This window comes from Rathayibacter sp. KR2-224, from assembly GCF_049446075.1.
Classification (GTDB): domain Bacteria; phylum Actinomycetota; class Actinomycetes; order Actinomycetales; family Microbacteriaceae; genus Humibacter.
The window spans coordinates 2,129,338-2,146,293 of sequence record NZ_JBMSEB010000001.1 but is presented as its reverse complement, the minus strand read 5'-3'; the positions used below and the strand labels follow the sequence as shown (position 1 = coordinate 2,146,293).

Genomic DNA, 16,956 nt, shown 5'->3' with positions numbered 1-16,956 from the left:
CTCCCGGAGCGCCGCCGTGTTGTGTTCGTCAGGTCCGGGCCGGTTCGCTGCGCACGACGGCGACGCCCAGCGGCTCCACGGTCACGGCATCCGCTAGTCGGCGCCCCGTGAGCAGGTCGAGTCCGGCGAAGGGCAGCGTGAGCGTTGCGGGATCCGTCTCCGAGTGGTTCACCAGGAACAGGAAGCGGGTGTCGTCCCCGTGACGCACAGTGGCCTCGACGTGCGCGGGCCCTCCCTCGACGACAGGGCGGATGCCTGCTCGCTCCGCCTCGCCCAGCAGCACTCGGGACAGCGCAGCGGCTTCGAGCCGGGTGCCGATGTATACGACGTGGCCGTCTCCGACCGCGTTCGCCACGACGGCGGCGCGTCCGGCCAGCAGGCCGGACGTGTACTCGGCGCGCACCGACGCGGATTCGGGATGCAGGCTGTCCTGCCACCAGTCGCCCGTCGCCTCGTGCCCCGGCTCACCCGTGAACACGATGCTGAAGGTCTCGCCCTCCCTCGCCGGCAAGTATTCGTCGATATAGGCGCCGATGAGTGCGCGGAGGGCACCGGGGTAGGCCGGCTGGCGCACCTGGTTCCGCTCGTCCACCACTCCGGAGAAGAACGAGCACACCACCACTCCGCCGTCCTCGACGAACCGGGTAAGCCTCTCGAGAAACGCGTCGGTCACCAGGTAGGCGTTCGGCACCACGAGCAGTCGGTAGCGCGAGAGATCCGATCCGAACGAGACCACGTCGACCGCGTGGTGCGCCTCGAGCAGCGGACGGTAGTGGTCGACCACGAGCTGCGGATAGTCGAAGTCGTTGCGCGGCAGTCCGTGCGTTTCGGTCAGCGCCCACCAGGCATCCCAGTCGAACAGTACGGCGATGTCCGCGCTGCTCGTCGCGCCTGCCGCTGCCGCGATGGCGGGCAGCTCGTTGCCGAGCCGCTCCACCTCGGACCACGTTCTGGATTCCGTGCCCGAGTGCGGCAGCATCGCTGAGTGGAAGCGTTCCTGGCCGCCCCGGCTTGCACGCCACTGGAAGTAGAGCACGGAGTCAGAACCGTGCGCGATGGCCTGGTACGAGCCCGCACGCATCATGCCTGGTCTTTTCACGTTGTTGACGCGCCACTGGGACACGGCGCTCGCCGCCTGCTCCATGAGCACCCACGGCCGGTTCTTGAGCGAGCGCATGAGGTCGAAGTTGAATGCCGCGGCCACCCAGGAGCCGGGCTCTCCCGGATTCGGATAGATGTCGAGTGCGACGGCATCCTCGTGCTCGGCCCACGACCAGTAGTCGGCGTTGCGATAGAACCGCATGAAGTTCGTGACGATGGGCAGGTCGTCGCGGTAGGAGCGCACGATGTCACGCTCGGCTATGAAGCACTCGAGGAGGGCGTCGGAGACGAATCGCTTGAAGTCCAGCTGCCTGGCCGGGTTCATCCACGAGCGGGGAACGGCTGGAACCTCCACCTGCTCCCAAGCTGTGTACGTCTGACTCCAGAAGCGCGTGTACCAGGCGTCGTTCAGAGCCTCCAGCGAGTGGTAGCGCTTCTGGAGCCACGCGCGGAAGGCCACTGAGCTCTGCTCGTTGTACGCCGTCGGGCCGTACTCGTTGCTGATGTGCCACATCGCCAGCGCCGGATGACCGCTGTACCGCTCGGCAAGCGCTCTCGTGATCGCAGCCGCGTGCTCACGGTAGACCGGTGACGAAGGGTCGTAGTGCAGCCGGTTGCCGAAGCCGAATGTCTCCCCATCGGCCATCACGGGCAGCACGTCGGGGAACCGCTGCGCGAGCCACGCAGGCGGCGCCATGGTCGGAGTTGCAAGGTCGACGCTGATGCCGGCCGAATGGAGCAGGTCCATGACCTCGTCCATCCAGTCGAACGTGAACACGCCGGGTTCCGGCTCGAGCGATGCCCAGGCGAATACGCCGAGCGTGACGAGGTTGACGCCTGCGCGACGCATGAGCTCGACATCCTCGCGCCATACGGACGAATCCCACTGCTCCGGGTTGTAGTCGCCGCCGAAGGCGAACCCGCCGAGGCGGCCGCGCAAGGCATCCATTCGGATCTGGGACCGGTCTTCGGTACCGGACTCGGCACGGTCGCTCACGATGTGAACTCATCGGTCACGCGACGCAGCAGAGGCCGCGACGCCAGAACGGTCAACAGCGCGAACGGAGCTGCGAGGATGCCTGCTGCCACCTCGCTCCCCGCGAAGACGAGCACACCCGCGACGAGCAGCAGCACTGCTTCGCCGAGCAGCCAGCGCGGGCAGCGGGTCAGCCCGTACCCGGCGATGCGCAGTACGTCGCGAAGTCGGAACGAGAAGAACGCCACGATGACGAGCACCGTTGCTCCCCAGAGCAGGCCTGCTGCGCCGAGCGCCGTGAGCAGCCATGACACGGCCGCCGGCAGTCCCTTCAGGGTCGTCAGGTCGAAAGCGAGCACGCAGAGCACGGTGAAGTAGGGCATCCAGAACACAAGCGACTGCCGCCAGCCCAGCCGGTAGCCGTACGCGAACAGCCGGAACGGCTCGATGTCACGGCTCTTGGCGTATCCCCTCATGGCGTACAGCGCAGCAACCCAGGCCGGCCCGATCGAGAAGCCGCCGATGAGCACCAGGAACTGGCCGCCGATCGGCACCAGCGGGGAGAAGAACACGGCGGCGCTGAACGGCGCCGTCGCGACGATGAAGGCAACGGTCGTTCCGAGGAGCCCGTACAGGGCCGTCATGGCGCGAAACCACGGCTTGCCGAACACGTCCCGTTGGGCCGATGGCGTGACAGACGCGCTCACGGTCCGCTGGTCGCTCATGGCGTGTGCATCCCTTCCGTTCAGCCGAGCTTCTTCTGCAGCTTCGCGTAGTACCGGTTCGCGTTGTCGACGTACGTCTGCATGCCCTTGCTCTTCAGCGACGACACATAGGAGTCCCACTCGCTGAAGTCCTGCTTGCCGAGGATGAAGTTCAGCGTCGCCGTGTTCGCGGTGTCGATGAGCGCGGTCTGTTGCAGCGTGGCCTGCTGCAATTGCGTGGGCGTATACGGCACGGCCGGCGACGGCGGGAGCTGCTTGTACGACGACATGACCTTCTGCCAGGCGAGCTCCTCTGGCGGCATGGTGGAGTCGACGATCTTGGTCGTTCCCGCGTACATGAAGTTGCCGCACGAGAAACCCATGTCGTTGCGGATATCCGTCTTGGCGTTCGGGTCGCCGAATCCGTATGCCGACAGCTTGTAGCCGGGAAGCAGCTCGTACTTGCCGTCCTTGACCTCGTACGTCTTGCCCTCGATGCCCCACTTGAGGAAGGCCTGGGCATCGTCCGAGTACCACAGCCAGTCGATGAACTGCAGCAGCGCCTTGAAGTCGGGCCTCTTCGTCGCCGAGGTCGACACCATGATGCCGTTCTCGAGCCGTGAACCGGAGACGACCTTGCCGAGGGGCCCTGCTGGCACCGGCAGCTTGGCGATGCTGAACGCGCCGGCGCCGAGGTTCTTCTCCATCGAGGTGCGCGACAGCACGAGTGTCTGGGCGTTCATGTTGATGAAGTACGACTTGCCCGTCTCGAACTTCGCCAGCGCCTGGTCGTCCGATTGCGTGAAGCTCTCCGGGTCCATCAGGCCGTCCTTCACCAGCCCGGCGAAGAACTTGAGAAGGTCCTTGAACGCGGCGGATGCGGGCGCGAACGAGAACTTCTGCGACTTGCTGTCGAAGCGCAGGCCGCTGCCGATGCCCCAGTTCGCTCCGGCCATGGTGCCCCACGCCGTGGCCGCCAGATTCAGTGTGCTGGCCCCGAGCCAACGGTCCGAGAACGGGTACTCGACCTCCGGATGCTTCTGCTTGACCTTTTTCAGCACGTCACGGAACTCATCCCAGGTGGTCGGGGTGTCGATCCCATCGGCCTTCAGGATGTCGGTGCGCCCGCCGATCGTGTAGTCGAGGAACAGCGTCTCGTGCAGACCGGGGAAGACGTAGTACTTGCCGTCGGCCTGACGGATGGTGGCCAGGTCGGGGTCGAGCTTCCACTTCTTCACCTTGTCGGTGAAGTTGGGCATGTACTGCGTGTAGTCGCTCGCCGCGACGATGGCCCCGCCGCCCACGAACTGCGTCTCTGAACCCGGGTACGTCTTGGCGATGATGTCGGGCGCGTTGCCCGAGTTGATCAGCAGAGACCGCTTGGTGTTGTAGTCGGCGTACGGCACGATCGTGGGTTTGAACGACACGTTGGTCTTGTCGTTGATGTCCTGCCAGATCTCCCACGACGATTTCTCCGGATAGGCCGGGTTGTCCTGGAACAGCAGCGAAACCGCCAGCGGCGCGGTCGCCTTGAACTGCTCGTTCACGCCGAGCGACTTCATCGCGCCCTTGGTCTTGCCGCTGAACGGATCCTTGCCCGCCGACGAGCTGTCGGTGGACGAGCATCCTGCGAGCAGCCCGACGGTTATGCCCGCAAGGCCGAGCGCGAGCACGTTGCGCCGCGAGATTTCGGTGGTCATGGCTGTGAACCTCCAGGTGTTGGGTGAGATGCGTTGATGGATGGGGTGGCCGGACCTACTCAGCCCTTGACGGAGCCGAGCATCACGCCCGAGACGAAGTAGCGCTGGATGAACGGATAGACGCACAGGATCGGCAGCACGGTGAGCACCATGGTGACGGCCTTGATGTTCGCGCTGATCTGAGTCAGATCGCTTGCGGCATTCGCGCCGGATGTCTGCGCACTGCTCGCCCCGGCGATGAGGTTTCGCAGATAGATCGTCACCGGGAACAGGTTCGAGTGATCCAGATAGATGAATGCCTGGAACCACGAGTTCCAGTTCGTGACCGCATAGAAGAGCAGCATCGTGGCGAGCACGGCCTTGGAGAGCGGCAGAACGATGCGCCAGAGTGTGCCGTAGGCGCCCAGGCCGTCGATCACCGCTGCCTCTTCGAGTTCGCGTGGCATGTTCTCGAAGAACGACTTCATGATCAGCACGTTGTAAACACTGATCGCATTGGGGATCACCACCGCCCAGATGGTGTTCGTCATGTGCAGTCCGTTGACCAGCACGTAGTTCGGAATCAGGCCACCGGAGAAGAACATCGTGACCACGGCGAGACCGATGAAGAACTTGCGCCCTCTCAGCTCCTGCTTCGAGACCGCATAGGCGAAGATCGTGCTCAAGAAGATCGAGATCGCCGTGGCCACCACCGTGTACAGCACGGTGTTGCCGTAGTTGATCCAGAACATCTTGTCGCTGACGACCACGTTGTAGGTGTCGAGGTTGAACCCGCGCGGCCAGACGGTGACCTGGCCGAAGTCGATGTACTTCTCACTGCTGAACGACTCGGCGACCACATTGAGGAACGGGTAGAGCGTCACTGCGACGGCGAGCAGCAGGATGACGACGTTCACCCAGCCGAAGGCTCGCTGGCCTCGGGTGGTGTGGAGCCGTGATCCGCGTCTGCTGGATGCACGCGTTCCCAGCGTGATCGCGACGGTGGCGCTCGACTCCGCTTCGTCTGCGTTCGCAGTCGATGTGTCGACGACCGCGACGGGCGTCGGATTGTTGATCACCACAGGCTCGCTCCGATCAGACGACGGGAGATGAAGTTGGCCGAGACCACGAGTACGAGTCCGATGACGGCCTCGAAGATGCCGATCGCGGCGGCGTAGCTGAAGCTTCCGGACTGCAGGCCCACGCGGTACAGGTAGGTCGAGATGACGTCGGCGGTGTCGTAGATCGCCGGGTTGTAGAGCAGCAGGATCTTCTCGAAACCGACGGTCATGAAGCTGCCGATGTTGAGAATGAGCAGCGTGATGATCGTGGGGCGGATGCCCGGAAGCGTCACGTGCCAGATCTGCTTGAGCCGCCCGGCGCCGTCGATGCGTGCTGCCTCGTACAGGCTCTCGTCGATCGTGGTGAGCGCCGCAAGATAGAGGATGGTGCCCCACCCGGCGGTCTGCCAGATCTCGCTGACCACGTAGATCGCCGGGAACCAGGCGGGGTCTTGCAGGAACTCGATCTTGTGCATGCCCATGGTGGACAGCAGCTGGTTGATCGAACCTGTCGCCGACGTGAGCTGCATGATCATGCCGGCCACGATGACGATGGAGAGGAAGTGCGGCAGGTAGGTCGTGGTCTGTACGAAGCGCTTGAAGCCGCGGTGGCGCACCTCGTTGAGCAGCAGGGCCAGCACGAGCGGAATCGGGAATCCGAACACGAGGGTCAGACCGCCCAGCACGATGGTGTTGCGGAACACCTGCCAGAACGACGGGTCTGACAGGAACATCGTGAAGTTGTCGAGGCCGACCCAGCCCTCACCGAAGATGTTCCCGCCTGGTGTGTAGTTGCGGAAGGCGATGATGTTGCCTGCCATGGGCACGTAGCGGAACACCACGAACCAGATCACGGGGAGCACCAACAGCGAGTAGAGCTGCCAGTTCCGCCACCAGAGGGACCGCTTGCGTGGCGCGCGTGCCACGGAAACCGGTGTGGCGGCATCCGTTCGTTCGCTGACCGTGGTGCTGGTCATCGCTCGTCCTTCCTTGGACTAGTGCGGTGGCGAGCTGCTCCGGCCACCGCATTGTGGTCGCCCGATCGATCTCGAAATTCGTTTCGATCAGCTATCGAAAGGTGACGGTAACCCACGAGGTCTCACGGTGTCAACTGGCAACCGGTTGCCCTCCAATGGGGCACAGCGCGTGTCCGGCGGCGATGCCCCTGCAACCCGTGCGGAATCCCGCGGAACACGGCGGGATAAGGCATCTCGCCCCTCGTGGCGGCCGTGCGGGAAGAACCGCCTCACCGACATGGCGAGATGGCAAAGGTTTGCCATTTTGCCGCTGGGGCCTGGATGAAACGGACTAGCGTGCGGCGAGGCCGGAGCCGGCCCAGGTGCGGGCCGTTCGGAGAAGCTCGCCAGCGCGCGCCTCCGGCAGTCCTACGCCTGCGCGGCGGGCTCGCTCGACTCCTTGACGACATGGGGAATCGCGCTGCTGCGCTCGACGAGATGGGTCGGTAGCTCGAGTCGCTGCGGTCCCCGGGCACCGTTGCTGGAATCCAACACGAGCCGCACCGCCTCGGAGGCCATCTGCGCGAGCGGCTGGTGGATCGTCGTCAGTGCCGGCGCAAGATGCCTGCTCAGCACGGTGTCGTCGAATCCGATCACCGACAGCTCGGACGGGATGCGGATGTCGCGCTCACGCGCCGCCTCGTAGAGCCCGGCGGCCTGCTGATCCGAACTCGTGAAGATCGCGGTGGGCCGTTCGTTCAAGTCGAGCAGCTGCCCGGCTGCCCGGTGACCGTCGCTGATCAGGAACTCGGCCTCGACGACGAGCTCCGGCCGGAAAGGGATGCCGGCGCGCCTGAGCGCCGCCGCGTAGCCTTCCAGCCTCTCCACCGCGTTGTCCAGATCGTTCCGGCCGGCGAGGTGGCCTATGCGGCGGTGCCCCAGTTGGATCAGCCGGCTTGTCGCTTCGAAGCCACCTGCCCAGTTGGTGGCGCGGATGGCCGGGAACGGCACGCCCGAATGTGGCGGGTCGATGAGCACAACGGGCACGGTCAGGGTGCCAAGGGCCTCGAGGATGCCTGTGCCCCTGCTCGGGAGCGCTGCGATCACCCCCGCCGAGCGACGGCTGCGTACCGCCTCGATCCAGCGGTCTATCGAGAACTCCTCGTGTACGGAACTCGTTATGACGAGCGCCGCCTCGCGAGCCGCCGACTCGTGCTCAGCACCCTTGATGACCTCAAGCGCCCAGGGGGAATCCGCTCCTTCGATGAGGAGCTCGATGACGCCGGAGGTCGTGGCGCCTACCCGCCTGCCCTGGTAGCCGATGGCTTCCATTGCCGCGAACACCTTGTCCCGCGTCACGGTCGCAACGTCGGACTTGCCGTTGAGCACCTTCGAGACGGTAGGAATGGATACCCCCGCGTATGCGGCGACCTCGGCCATGGTGACCTTCGATGCGGCCATCGTGCTTCCTCCTCGACGGGGCTCGCCGTCTATGCGCCCTGGGTACAGGGCGGCGTCGTGCCCGTGCTCATTCTTGACGATGCAGGTGCCGCGTCGTATGCTGCCGTTCCGATAATCTATCGAAAAACATTGCGGGCTGCGGCGCAACTCGCTGTGCGATTCGACGGCGGTTGCACCATCTGCCGTTGCAGCTCAATGACGACTCCACGGAAGGCTCCACTTCGATGAGCGCTAGCCCAACTCACCTCAGCATGCTTCACGATGTCGGAAGGCGGGTGCGGGTATCGGGACAGGTGAATGACGGGACATCCGTCGAGCTCATGGAGTACGTCTACACCCCTTCGGAGGCGCAGTTCGAGTCACCTCGGCCGTACGTGCATCCGCTTCGCACGCCGGGCGGAGCCCTCGTGTCGGTGTTCCGTCCATGGGATCACGTGTGGCATAAGGGCATCACGCTGGCGCTGCCGAACGTCGGTCGGGACAACTTCTGGGGCGGCGCGACCTATACCCGCGCCGTCGGTTGGTACTCGGACCTGAAGAACAACGGCTCGCAGGACCACGACCGGGTGACGGAGGCGCGGATCGACGGCGCCGTCGCCATCTTCGCGCACGACCTCACCTGGCACAGGCAGCCGGACGACGCTGCCGCTCCCGGTACCTCCGGCGCGCCCGTGTTCACCGAGCGACGCACGCTCACGGCATCCCTGTTGCCGGGGCACGATGCTTGGGCACTCGGCTGGCACAGTGTTCTGACGAACGTGTCAGGCGCGCCCATCGAGCTGGGGTCGCCCACGACGGAGGGACGCGAGAACGCCGGATATGGCGGCCTGTTCTGGCGCGGCCCGCGGTCGTTCACCGGCGGCGAGCTCATCGCCTCCAACGGCGTGACCGGTGAGGATGTGCGTGGCTCGCGAGGTGAGTGGGCGGGCTTCTCCGGCAGGCACGACGGTGCCGGCGGGTCGTCGACGGTCGTGTTCGTCGACCAGACGTCCGAGCAGGACTTCGACACCAAATGGTTCGTGCGCTCGGAACCGTTCGCGTGCATCAACCCCGCGCCGTTCTTCGACCGGGTGCGCGTCGTCGCGGCGGACGAGACGATCGAGCTGCGGCATGTCGTGGCCATCGCGGACGGCGCCTCGGATGCCTCGCGCATGTCGGCCATCGCCGGTGCGGCCGGCGATGCCCTGCCAATGTCCCAGCACGACTCCGAGCCGGCGGGGGTGCTGTGACATGACCGCGATCTCGACCCCGCGGGCGATCACGCCCGAGAACCCGCTTCGCATCGGCATCGTCGGCACGGGCGGCATCGCTAGGGTGCACGCCGAGAACGTGGCCCGCCTCGACGGCAGGGCGCGCATCGTCGCCGCCTGCGACATCGACGAGGACCGCGTGCGCGACTTCCAGAAGGCGTGGGACGTGCCCGTCGGTGCGACCGAGCTCGAGCAGCTTCTCGACTCCGCCGATCTCGACATCGTGCACCTGTGCTCACCGCCCGGGCTGCACAAGGCGCAGGCCGTCGCGGTGCTGAGGCGGGGCATCCACGTGCTCTGCGAGAAGCCGCCGGCGCTCTCGCTCGCCGAACTCGACGAGATCGCCGATGCGGAGCGCGCGGGCGGCGCGCAATTCGCCACCGTGTCGCAGCACCGGTTCGGCTCGAGGGCGATCTGGCTCAGGGAGCGCGTCGCCGACGGATCGCTGGGCCGACCGCTCACCGCGGTCTGCAACACGCTCTGGTATCGACCGGACTCCTACTTCGACGTACCTTGGCGCGGCAAGTGGGATGTCGAGGGCGGCGGGCCGACGATGGGCCATGGCATCCACCAGATGGACACGATGCTCTCGGTCCTAGGTCCGTGGTCGCAGGTGGTCGCCGTCGCCGCCAGGCAGGCGAGACCCGTCGTGACCGAGGATCTCTCGCTTGCGATCGTGACGCTGCAGAACGGGGCGGTGGTCAGTGTGGTCAACAGCCTCCTGTCGCCGCGCGAGACGAGCTATCTGCGCTTCGACTTCGAGTACGCGACGGTCGAACTCGAGCACCTTTACGGCTACTCGGATGCTTCGTGGACGATCACGCCCGCGCCGGGCCACGAAGAAGAGGTGGCGGCTGCCTGGGCCACCGGGCCGGCGGGGGGCGGGAGCGGGCACGCAGCACAGTTCACCGCCATCCTGGATGCCCTCGAACAGGGCGCCCCGCTGCCCGTCACCATCACGCAGGCCAGGAACACACTCGAGCTGATCGCCGGCATCTACGCTTCGGCGTTCACCGGGCACCGCATCGACGCCGGCGAGATCGACAGTTCCGCGGCGTTCTACCGCAGCATGGAGGGCAGCGGTGCGTCGTGGGCCGGCGAACGCCTGCCGGAGGCATCGGCGGTGGGCGCATGACGACCGGCACCGCGTCGGAGCTCGAGGCAGGGCACGATGCAGGAGGTGCCATGCAGGCGAGTGACGTACGCATCGGATGCGCCGTCGACGCCCGTGCACTCGGCGAGGAGTCCTACCGCAGCACCGTGGCGAGACTGTTCACGGTCGTCACACCAGAGAACGCGCTGAAGTTCGCACCGCTGCGGCCGGATCGCGACACGTACGACTTCGAGGCCGCCGACCGGATCATCCGATTCGCAGAAGCGGAGGGGCTCGCCGTGCGCGGGCACACCCTGGCTTGGCACAGCCAACTCGCCGGCTGGGTGTCGGAGGCGCAGCCGCAGGAGCGGGAGGACATCCTGCGCGAGCACATCCACACGGTCGTCGGCCGGTATCGCGGGCGCATCGAGCAGTGGGACGTCGTGAACGAGGTGCTCGACGACGATGCGCAGCCGAGAAGGTCCCCCTGGTTCGAGGCCATGGGTATCGAGTACATCGCCGAATCGTTCCGCTGGGCGCACGAAGCCGACCCGGCAGCGCGCCTCTACCTGAACGACTACAACGTCGAGGACCTCGGGCCCAAGTCCGACGCCTACTACGAGCTCGTACAGGCGCTGCTCGCCGACGGCGTTCCGGTGCACGGCTTCGGTGTGCAGGGGCACCGCGTGGTCGGTGATCCGCCGACGACCATGCGAGAGAATCTTCAGCGCTTCGCCGATCTGGGCCTCGACGTCGCACTGACCGAGGTGGACATCCGGATGCGCGTGCCCGCCGCCGATGACGGGTTGCGCACGCAGGCCGACGACTACCGGGTGATGCTCGATGCCGCGCGCGACGTTCCGGGTTGCACCGCGTTCGTGCTGTGGGGTCTGAGCGATGCGCACTCCTGGATACCCCAGACATTCGACGGATTCGGGGCCGCTCACGTGCTCGATGAGCGGTTGCGGCCTAAGCCGGCGTTCCGGTCGGTGTTCTCAACCGGCCGCGACGAGCACTGAGCGGGTCACCGGATGGTGCCGGGTGACCCGCTCAGCGGCTGGGAAGTGTGATCCGCGCCGCGATCCGATCAGCGCGCGATCGCACCCGCGCCCTGGTCGGCAGGGCGCACCAGGGTCACGAGTGAGCGAGGGGGAAGCGTGATGTCACCTCGTGCGTCGACGATCCCGCTCGTCGCGGCGACGCTGTGCGCGGCATCCGTCAGGTAGGCGGTGACGCCGCCATGGAAGTCGGTGCGCGTGGAGACTGCGGACTGGCCGAGATTCAGGATCTCCATCACGGTGCTCCCATCCGCATTGCGGTATGCGGATGCCTGCACGCCAGCGACGTCAGAGCTCGCACCCAGCCTTACGGCTCCAGGCCGGATGAATCTGCTGTATGCAGAGAAGGCGTCGAACCGCTTGGAGACCTGGTAGGTCTGCGTCGTCGGGTTCACCTGGATGAGTGCGGCGGTCGCGCCCGAGGAGACTCCGTACCAGTAGAGGTAGGCGCTCGCGCTCGCATCGGCCATGGTCGCCTCGATGTTCTGCGCGATGGCGATGCCGTCGGTCTGCTTCCCGCTGTCCCACGCAGCGTTCCAGCCGTCCTTCGACGTGGACGGCGCCCACTCGCTCATCCAGGTCGGCTTGTCGATCGTGAGCGGGTGGACGGCGGGGCTCGCGTAGCCGTGGGCGGTGAAGACGTCGAGTTGGCTCAGGGCGGCGGGATCAGCATTGATGGCATCGGCGTACGACTGGCCCTGGTTCCAGCCGAACGAGTCGGTGCCCGCCACCTGGTAACCGGCGGCGTGGGCGATGGGACCGAACGTCTCGATGAACTGTGCCGCCTGTGCTGGTGTCAGCCGCATAGACGAGTACGAGGTCGTGTAGTCCGGTTCATTGACGAAACCGATGTCGCTGATGCCGACGCCCTCGCTCCGGTAGAAGTTCGCGTACTGCACGAGGTAGTTCGCATACGCCTCGGTCCAGTCGCCGCTCGCGCACGCCGTACCCTGGAGGCCGCACAGGGTGCCGCCGTTGTTCTCCGTGCCGTTGGTCTTCATGTAGCCGGGAGCGCTCCAGGCATCCGCGTAGAAGCGGTCGACGCCGCGGGCCTTCGCCTCCTTGCTGAACCACGCCTGCCCGTCGTCCCAGCCGTCCCACTTGTACTGCGGCGCGGCATCCGGGCTTCCGGGGCTGGTGGGCTCGATGGAGCTCGAGGTCGAGCTGATGCCGAGGCGGAGTATCGAGGGTGATGCACCTGAACGGTCGAGCAGGAGTCCGAGGACCTGCTCGCGCTCCGCGGCCGGCAGGTTGTAGACGAGTTGCGCGCGGCCGAACGCGGTCGCATATCCAAAGCCTTCGATGGTCTGGTACTTGTGATCGTTCTGCAGGTCAATGCCCACGGAAGGCGGTGCGCTGGCCTGTGCCGTGGCGGGCACGGCCGCAATGGCCACGATCGCCGCAGCCGCGATCACGCCGCGCGAGCGGAATCTCCTCATGATCTCTCTCCTTTGAAACATCCGTAGGGAGCCCGCTGCCAAGGCGGCAGAGGGCTTGCGCACAGGTATATCCGAGACCGAAAGTACGTCGCAATAAGTTGCCAAAAAGTTGCGATAAGGAATCGAGTGGACGAGTGGAGCCGCAAGGATGAAAAATTCCACCGAGTCGACGGCAGATTACGAAAATTCTTACCAATGCTTCTTGACACCCGTATGGAGGGCGACAAGGGTCGAATTCATGCCCCGCAGCGTGGCGGGATATCGAAGGAGAAAGCATGAACGTCTCATCGTCCGAACCTGACGGCATCCGTATGCAGCACTCCGTCGGCGCTGGAGGCGCCGCGTTTTCGCGCGGCCCGAGCATTTCGCGGCGTGCCGTGCTCGCGGCGGGAGCAGGCGCCGTCGCCGGCCTGGCGCTCGCCGGGGCAGGGATCGCAGGGTCAGGCGCCCTGTCGGCGTCCGCCGCTCCGCCGTGGTGGGCGAAGCTTTCCACCAGGCAGCAGGCAGGCCAGCGAGTGATCTTCTCCTACCCAGGCGCGACCCCGCCCCAGTCGCTGCTCGACGGCATCGCGGCAGGCGAGGTCGGCGGCGTCATCTTCTTCGGCGAGAACATCGCGAGCCTCAGCCAGATCGCAGCCGTGGTCGCGCAGTTGCGGGCGGCACAGGCATCCTCGCCCGTCAAAGAGCCCTTGCTGTTCATGACCGATCAGGAGGGCGGGTACATCCGGCGCCTGCGCGGCCAGGAACCAGTGCTGTCGGAGAAGAAGATCGGTCTGTCGCCGGATCCGGATGCCGCCGCCACCGCCGCAGGCGCCGGTGCTGCGGCCGCACTCCGCAACGTGGGCATGAACCTGAACCTGACTCCTGTGCTCGATGTCTTCCGCACGCCTGGCAACTTCGACGACCAGTGGGAGCGGTCGTACAGCTCGGATCCCGTGCTCGCCGGTCGACTCGGCGCGGAGATGGTCACGGCACAGCAGGGTGCGGGTGTCGCGGCCACGGCCAAGCACTTCCCCGGCCTCGGCGCAGCGACGGCCGCTCAGAACACCGACCTCGGACCGGTCACCCTGACACAGTCGCTCGACGAGCTGCGCAGTATCGACGAGTCGGCGTTCGCGCCGGCCATCGCGGCGGGGGTACAGCTCGTCATGACCTCCTGGGCGATCTATCCATCGATCGATCCCGTGTATCCGGCCGGGCTGTCGCCGACGATCGTGCAGGGCGAGCTGCGCAGCCGGCTGGGCTTCGACGGCGTGACCATCACGGATGCCCTCGAGGCAGGATCGCTCGACGCATTCGGCGACACGGGCGCTCGCTCGCTGCTCTCCGCCCAAGCAGGCATGGACCTGCTGCTCTGCTCCGGCCGCGATGTGCAACAGGGATGGGACGCGGTGGACGCCGTATCGGCAGCCGCCGACGACCACACGCTCAACCCCGGCCAGTTCAAGCAGTCGTTGCGCCGCGTGCAGTCCCTTCGCGCCGGACTCTTCTAAGCCGCACCCGGCGTTCCGCTGTCACGAATCGCGAGTGCGTCCGCGCACGAGTCACAATTCGTGACAGCGGAACGATGCTGCGCCGCGTCGCTCGTTTATGGTGAAACGCATGCCCGTGGTTTCCGTGGTCGTGCTGGCGCTTCTCGTGATCGCCCTGATCGACGTGATCCGGCTCGACGACAGCCGCATCAAGTACCTGCCCAAGATCGCGTGGGTGTTGCTGATCATCTTCATCCCGCTCGTCGGCGTGGTTCTGTGGTTCGCGCTCGGCAGGTCGTACGAGGCCGTATCCCGTCCGGTGAGGATGTCCCGCCCCGGCAAGCAGGCATCCTCGCCTCGGCCGGGCATGGCGACGGCGAACGTCACGGTGCATCCCGTTCCCTCACACGACGGCCGCACGACGGAACAGCAACTGGCCGATCTCGAGCGCGAGATCGAGGAGGACAAGCGGCGCCGAGCCGCACTCGAGCAACGTCGCGATGTTGACGGGAGCTAGGCGGCCGGCCACACAGCATCTCCCACCGTGGGTTGAGTAGCGCCGCACAGCGACGCGTATCGAAACCCCTCAGCGGTGGCTCGAGCCCGGGGTTTCGATACGCCGGCGTTGCCGCCTGCTCAACCCGCGGTGTCCGTGTCAGTCGGCGCCCAGGTCGAAGGCGGCGGCCTCGTTGGCCGCGTCCACGCCGGCCTGAGTGGCCGACTCTGGCTCGCCTGCGCTGATCTCCGCGGCTTCGCCCGTTCCCAGGTCGCCGACGAGAAGCGCCGTGGCGCCACCGATCACGCCGGAGGACGAATACTGCTCCAGGCGTGCGCGCGAGTCCGCGATGTCGAGGTTGCGCATGGTCAGCTGGCCGATGCGGTCCTCCGGCTCGAACGCGGCATCCCCGACGCGCTCCATCGACAGCTTGTCCGGGTGGTAGCTCAGCGCCGGGCCGTTCGTGTCGAGGATCGAGTAGTCGTCGCCTCGCCGCAGCCGCAGCGTGACCTCGCCGGTGACCGCCGATCCGACCCACCGCTGGATGCTCTCGCGCAGCATGAGCGACTGCGGATCGAACCAGCGGCCCTCGTACATGAGACGACCAAGCCTGCGGCCTTCGTTGTGATAGTTGGCGACGGTGTCTTCGTTGTGGATCGCGTTGAGCAGACGCTCGTATGCGATGTGCAGCAGCGCCATGCCCGGTGCCTCGTAGATTCCGCGGCTCTTGGCCTCGATGATGCGGTTCTCGATCTGATCGCTCATGCCCAGACCGTGACGTCCGCCGATCGCGTTCGCCTCGAGCACCAGTGCAACCTGGTCATCGTATTCGACGCCGTTCAGCGCGACCGGGCGTCCCTGCTCGAACCGCACCGTGACATCCTCTGCGGCGATCTGAATGTCGTCACGCCAGAACGGCACACCCATGATGGGCTCGACGATCGTCATCGGGGTATCGAGCTGCTCGAGCAGCTTCGCCTCGTGCGTCGCGCCCCAGATGTTCGCGTCTGTGGAATACGCCTTCTCGACGGATGCCCGGTAGGGCAGATCGCGCGCCTGCAGCCACTCGCTCATCTCCTTGCGTCCGCCGAGCTCGGAGACGAAGTCGCGGTCCAGCCACGGCTTGTAGATGCGAAGCCGAGGGTTTGCCATCAGGCCGTAGCGGTAGAACCGCTCGATGTCGTTGCCCTTGTACGTCGACCCGTCGCCCCAGATCTCGACGCCGTCCTCGAGCATGGCGCGCACGAGCAGGGTTCCGGTGACGGCTCGGCCGAGCGGCGTGGTGTTGAAGTAGGTCTTGCCGCCCGAACGGATGTGGAACGCCCCGCACTGCAGCGCCACGAGCCCCTCTTCCACCAGAGGCAGCTTGCAATCGACGAGCCGGGACAGCTCCGCACCGTACTGGGCGGCGCGGCCGGGGATGGCGTCGACGTCCGGCTCGTCCGGCTGTCCCAGGTCGGCGGTGTAGGTGCAGGGGATGGCACCCTTCTCTCGCATCCACGCCACTGCCACGGAGGTGTCGAGGCCTCCGGAGAACGCGATGCCGACGCGTTCGCCGACGGGAAGGGATGCGAGGACTTTGGACATGCCCTCAAGAATATGCGCGACTGAGGTGCCGGAATTTCATGGCGGGACCGTCGGGGTGCGCGACCGGCGTTGCAGGAATTTCGGGAACCATGTCGATCGCCGTCCTTCAGGTTCGACGCGATAGTAGAAGGGCGCGATGGCGTCCACCGACGATGAAGGAGACATCCATGAAGTACATGCTGATCATGCGGGCCACGGACGACGCGAAGAAGGCGTATGAGAACGCCGACTTCAACGAGATCATCACCAAGATGGGCCAGTACAACGAGCAGCTCATCAAGGCCGGCGTGCTCCTGGCGGGTGACGGTCTCTCCGACGACGTCGAGACCACCGGATTCGTCGTCGACTTCTCGAGCACGCCGCCGGCCGTCACCGACGGCCCCTACGGAGAGACGCACGAGCTGTTCAACGGATTCTGGATCATCCAGGTCAGTTCGAAGGAAGAGGCCGCCGAGTGGGCGAGCCGGTGCCCCCTCGGCCCAGGTTCGAAGCTCGAGGTGCGTCGCGTGACCGACGAGAGCGACTTCGCAGGCTTCGAGGACAACGAGTACCTCCAGAAGGAAGCGGAGTGGCGCAAGGCCGCCGAGAACGCCTGACGCACGGGCGAAGCGGGAGCAGGCATC

Annotated in this window: 14 protein-coding genes; 6 read left to right on the top strand and 8 right to left on the bottom strand. The window is 66.0% G+C overall.

The window, feature by feature from the left end:
- Positions 1 to 28: 28 nt before the first annotated feature.
- The 6 genes from ACO2Q7_RS09775 to ACO2Q7_RS09750 form a co-directional block, all read right to left on the bottom strand.
- A complete protein-coding gene (locus tag ACO2Q7_RS09775; protein WP_423355420.1) occupies positions 29 to 2,098 on the bottom strand; it encodes a beta-galactosidase in 2,070 nt (689 codons plus the stop codon).
- Complete coding sequence (locus tag ACO2Q7_RS09770) at positions 2,095 to 2,802, bottom strand: DUF624 domain-containing protein (RefSeq protein ID WP_423355419.1); 708 nt, start codon at positions 2,800 to 2,802, stop codon at positions 2,095 to 2,097. The genes ACO2Q7_RS09775 and ACO2Q7_RS09770 overlap by 4 nt, the downstream gene beginning before the upstream one ends.
- A gap of 20 nt (positions 2,803 to 2,822) precedes the next feature.
- Positions 2,823 to 4,481 (bottom strand): extracellular solute-binding protein, encoded by a 1,659-nt coding sequence (locus ACO2Q7_RS09765; RefSeq protein ID WP_423355418.1) that lies wholly within the window; start codon positions 4,479 to 4,481, stop codon positions 2,823 to 2,825.
- A gap of 59 nt (positions 4,482 to 4,540) precedes the next feature.
- Entirely contained in the window at positions 4,541 to 5,449 is a 909-nt protein-coding gene (locus ACO2Q7_RS09760; RefSeq protein WP_423355997.1) for a carbohydrate ABC transporter permease, read from the bottom strand.
- 86 nt (positions 5,450 to 5,535) lie between these two features.
- Positions 5,536 to 6,498 (bottom strand): ABC transporter permease, encoded by a 963-nt coding sequence (locus ACO2Q7_RS09755; RefSeq protein ID WP_423355417.1) that lies wholly within the window; start codon positions 6,496 to 6,498, stop codon positions 5,536 to 5,538.
- Between the two features lie 408 nt (positions 6,499 to 6,906).
- Entirely contained in the window at positions 6,907 to 7,938 is a 1,032-nt protein-coding gene (locus tag ACO2Q7_RS09750) for a LacI family DNA-binding transcriptional regulator (protein ID WP_423355416.1), read from the bottom strand.
- A 224-nt stretch (positions 7,939 to 8,162) separates the two neighbouring features.
- Here ACO2Q7_RS09750 and ACO2Q7_RS09745 point away from each other — a divergent pair, with 224 nt between their 5' ends.
- From ACO2Q7_RS09745 to ACO2Q7_RS09735, 3 genes are read left to right on the top strand one after another with little or no spacing between them, the layout of a single operon-like run.
- Positions 8,163 to 9,167, top strand: a complete 1,005-nt coding sequence (locus ACO2Q7_RS09745; RefSeq protein WP_423355415.1) for a PmoA family protein — start codon at positions 8,163 to 8,165, stop codon at positions 9,165 to 9,167.
- Position 9,168: 1 nt separating this feature from the next.
- Positions 9,169 to 10,323, top strand: coding sequence for a Gfo/Idh/MocA family protein (locus ACO2Q7_RS09740; protein WP_423355414.1), 1,155 nt, complete (start codon positions 9,169 to 9,171; stop codon positions 10,321 to 10,323).
- Positions 10,320 to 11,300 carry an endo-1,4-beta-xylanase gene (locus tag ACO2Q7_RS09735; protein WP_423355413.1) on the top strand — a complete coding sequence of 327 codons (981 nt, stop codon included), beginning with the start codon at positions 10,320 to 10,322 and terminating at the stop codon, positions 11,298 to 11,300. The genes ACO2Q7_RS09740 and ACO2Q7_RS09735 overlap by 4 nt, the downstream gene beginning before the upstream one ends.
- A 68-nt stretch (positions 11,301 to 11,368) precedes the next feature.
- Here the strand turns inward: ACO2Q7_RS09735 and ACO2Q7_RS09730 are convergent, their stop codons facing one another.
- Positions 11,369 to 12,778, bottom strand: coding sequence for a glycoside hydrolase (locus ACO2Q7_RS09730; RefSeq protein ID WP_423355412.1), 1,410 nt, complete (start codon positions 12,776 to 12,778; stop codon positions 11,369 to 11,371).
- A gap of 275 nt (positions 12,779 to 13,053) precedes the next feature.
- Here ACO2Q7_RS09730 and ACO2Q7_RS09725 point away from each other — a divergent pair, with 275 nt between their 5' ends.
- Positions 13,054 to 14,271 (top strand): glycoside hydrolase family 3 N-terminal domain-containing protein, encoded by a 1,218-nt coding sequence (locus tag ACO2Q7_RS09725; protein ID WP_423355411.1) that lies wholly within the window; start codon positions 13,054 to 13,056, stop codon positions 14,269 to 14,271.
- A gap of 109 nt (positions 14,272 to 14,380) precedes the next feature.
- Positions 14,381 to 14,767 (top strand): PLD nuclease N-terminal domain-containing protein, encoded by a 387-nt coding sequence (locus ACO2Q7_RS09720; RefSeq protein WP_423355410.1) that lies wholly within the window; start codon positions 14,381 to 14,383, stop codon positions 14,765 to 14,767.
- A 138-nt stretch (positions 14,768 to 14,905) separates the two neighbouring features.
- Here the strand turns inward: ACO2Q7_RS09720 and argG are convergent, their stop codons facing one another.
- A complete protein-coding gene (gene argG, locus ACO2Q7_RS09715) occupies positions 14,906 to 16,333 on the bottom strand; it encodes an argininosuccinate synthase (RefSeq protein WP_423355409.1) in 1,428 nt (475 codons plus the stop codon).
- Positions 16,334 to 16,500: 167 nt separating this feature from the next.
- On the opposite strand from argG, the gene ACO2Q7_RS09710 reads away from it, so the two are divergent.
- Positions 16,501 to 16,929, top strand: coding sequence for a YciI family protein (locus tag ACO2Q7_RS09710; RefSeq protein ID WP_423355408.1), 429 nt, complete (start codon positions 16,501 to 16,503; stop codon positions 16,927 to 16,929).
- Positions 16,930 to 16,956 lie beyond the last annotated feature (27 nt).

Bases quoted from the DNA above. Each gene is read 5' to 3' on its own strand.
- ACO2Q7_RS09770 (WP_423355419.1), bottom strand. From the start codon at position 2,802: ATGAGCGACCAGCGGACCGTGAGCGCGTCTGTCACGCCATCGGCCCAA.
- ACO2Q7_RS09765 (WP_423355418.1), bottom strand. From the start codon at position 4,481: ATGACCACCGAAATCTCGCGGCGCAACGTGCTCGCGCTCGGCCTTGCG.
- ACO2Q7_RS09755 (WP_423355417.1), bottom strand. From the start codon at position 6,498: ATGACCAGCACCACGGTCAGCGAACGAACGGATGCCGCCACACCGGTT.
- ACO2Q7_RS09750 (WP_423355416.1), bottom strand. From the start codon at position 7,938: ATGGCCGCATCGAAGGTCACCATGGCCGAGGTCGCCGCATACGCGGGG.
- ACO2Q7_RS09745 (WP_423355415.1), top strand. From the start codon at position 8,163: ATGAGCGCTAGCCCAACTCACCTCAGCATGCTTCACGATGTCGGAAGG.
- ACO2Q7_RS09740 (WP_423355414.1), top strand. From the start codon at position 9,169: ATGACCGCGATCTCGACCCCGCGGGCGATCACGCCCGAGAACCCGCTT.
- ACO2Q7_RS09735 (WP_423355413.1), top strand. From the start codon at position 10,320: ATGACGACCGGCACCGCGTCGGAGCTCGAGGCAGGGCACGATGCAGGA.
- ACO2Q7_RS09730 (WP_423355412.1), bottom strand. From the start codon at position 12,778: ATGAGGAGATTCCGCTCGCGCGGCGTGATCGCGGCTGCGGCGATCGTG.
- ACO2Q7_RS09725 (WP_423355411.1), top strand. From the start codon at position 13,054: ATGAACGTCTCATCGTCCGAACCTGACGGCATCCGTATGCAGCACTCC.
- ACO2Q7_RS09720 (WP_423355410.1), top strand. From the start codon at position 14,381: ATGCCCGTGGTTTCCGTGGTCGTGCTGGCGCTTCTCGTGATCGCCCTG.
- argG (WP_423355409.1), bottom strand. From the start codon at position 16,333: ATGTCCAAAGTCCTCGCATCCCTTCCCGTCGGCGAACGCGTCGGCATC.
- ACO2Q7_RS09710 (WP_423355408.1), top strand. From the start codon at position 16,501: ATGAAGTACATGCTGATCATGCGGGCCACGGACGACGCGAAGAAGGCG.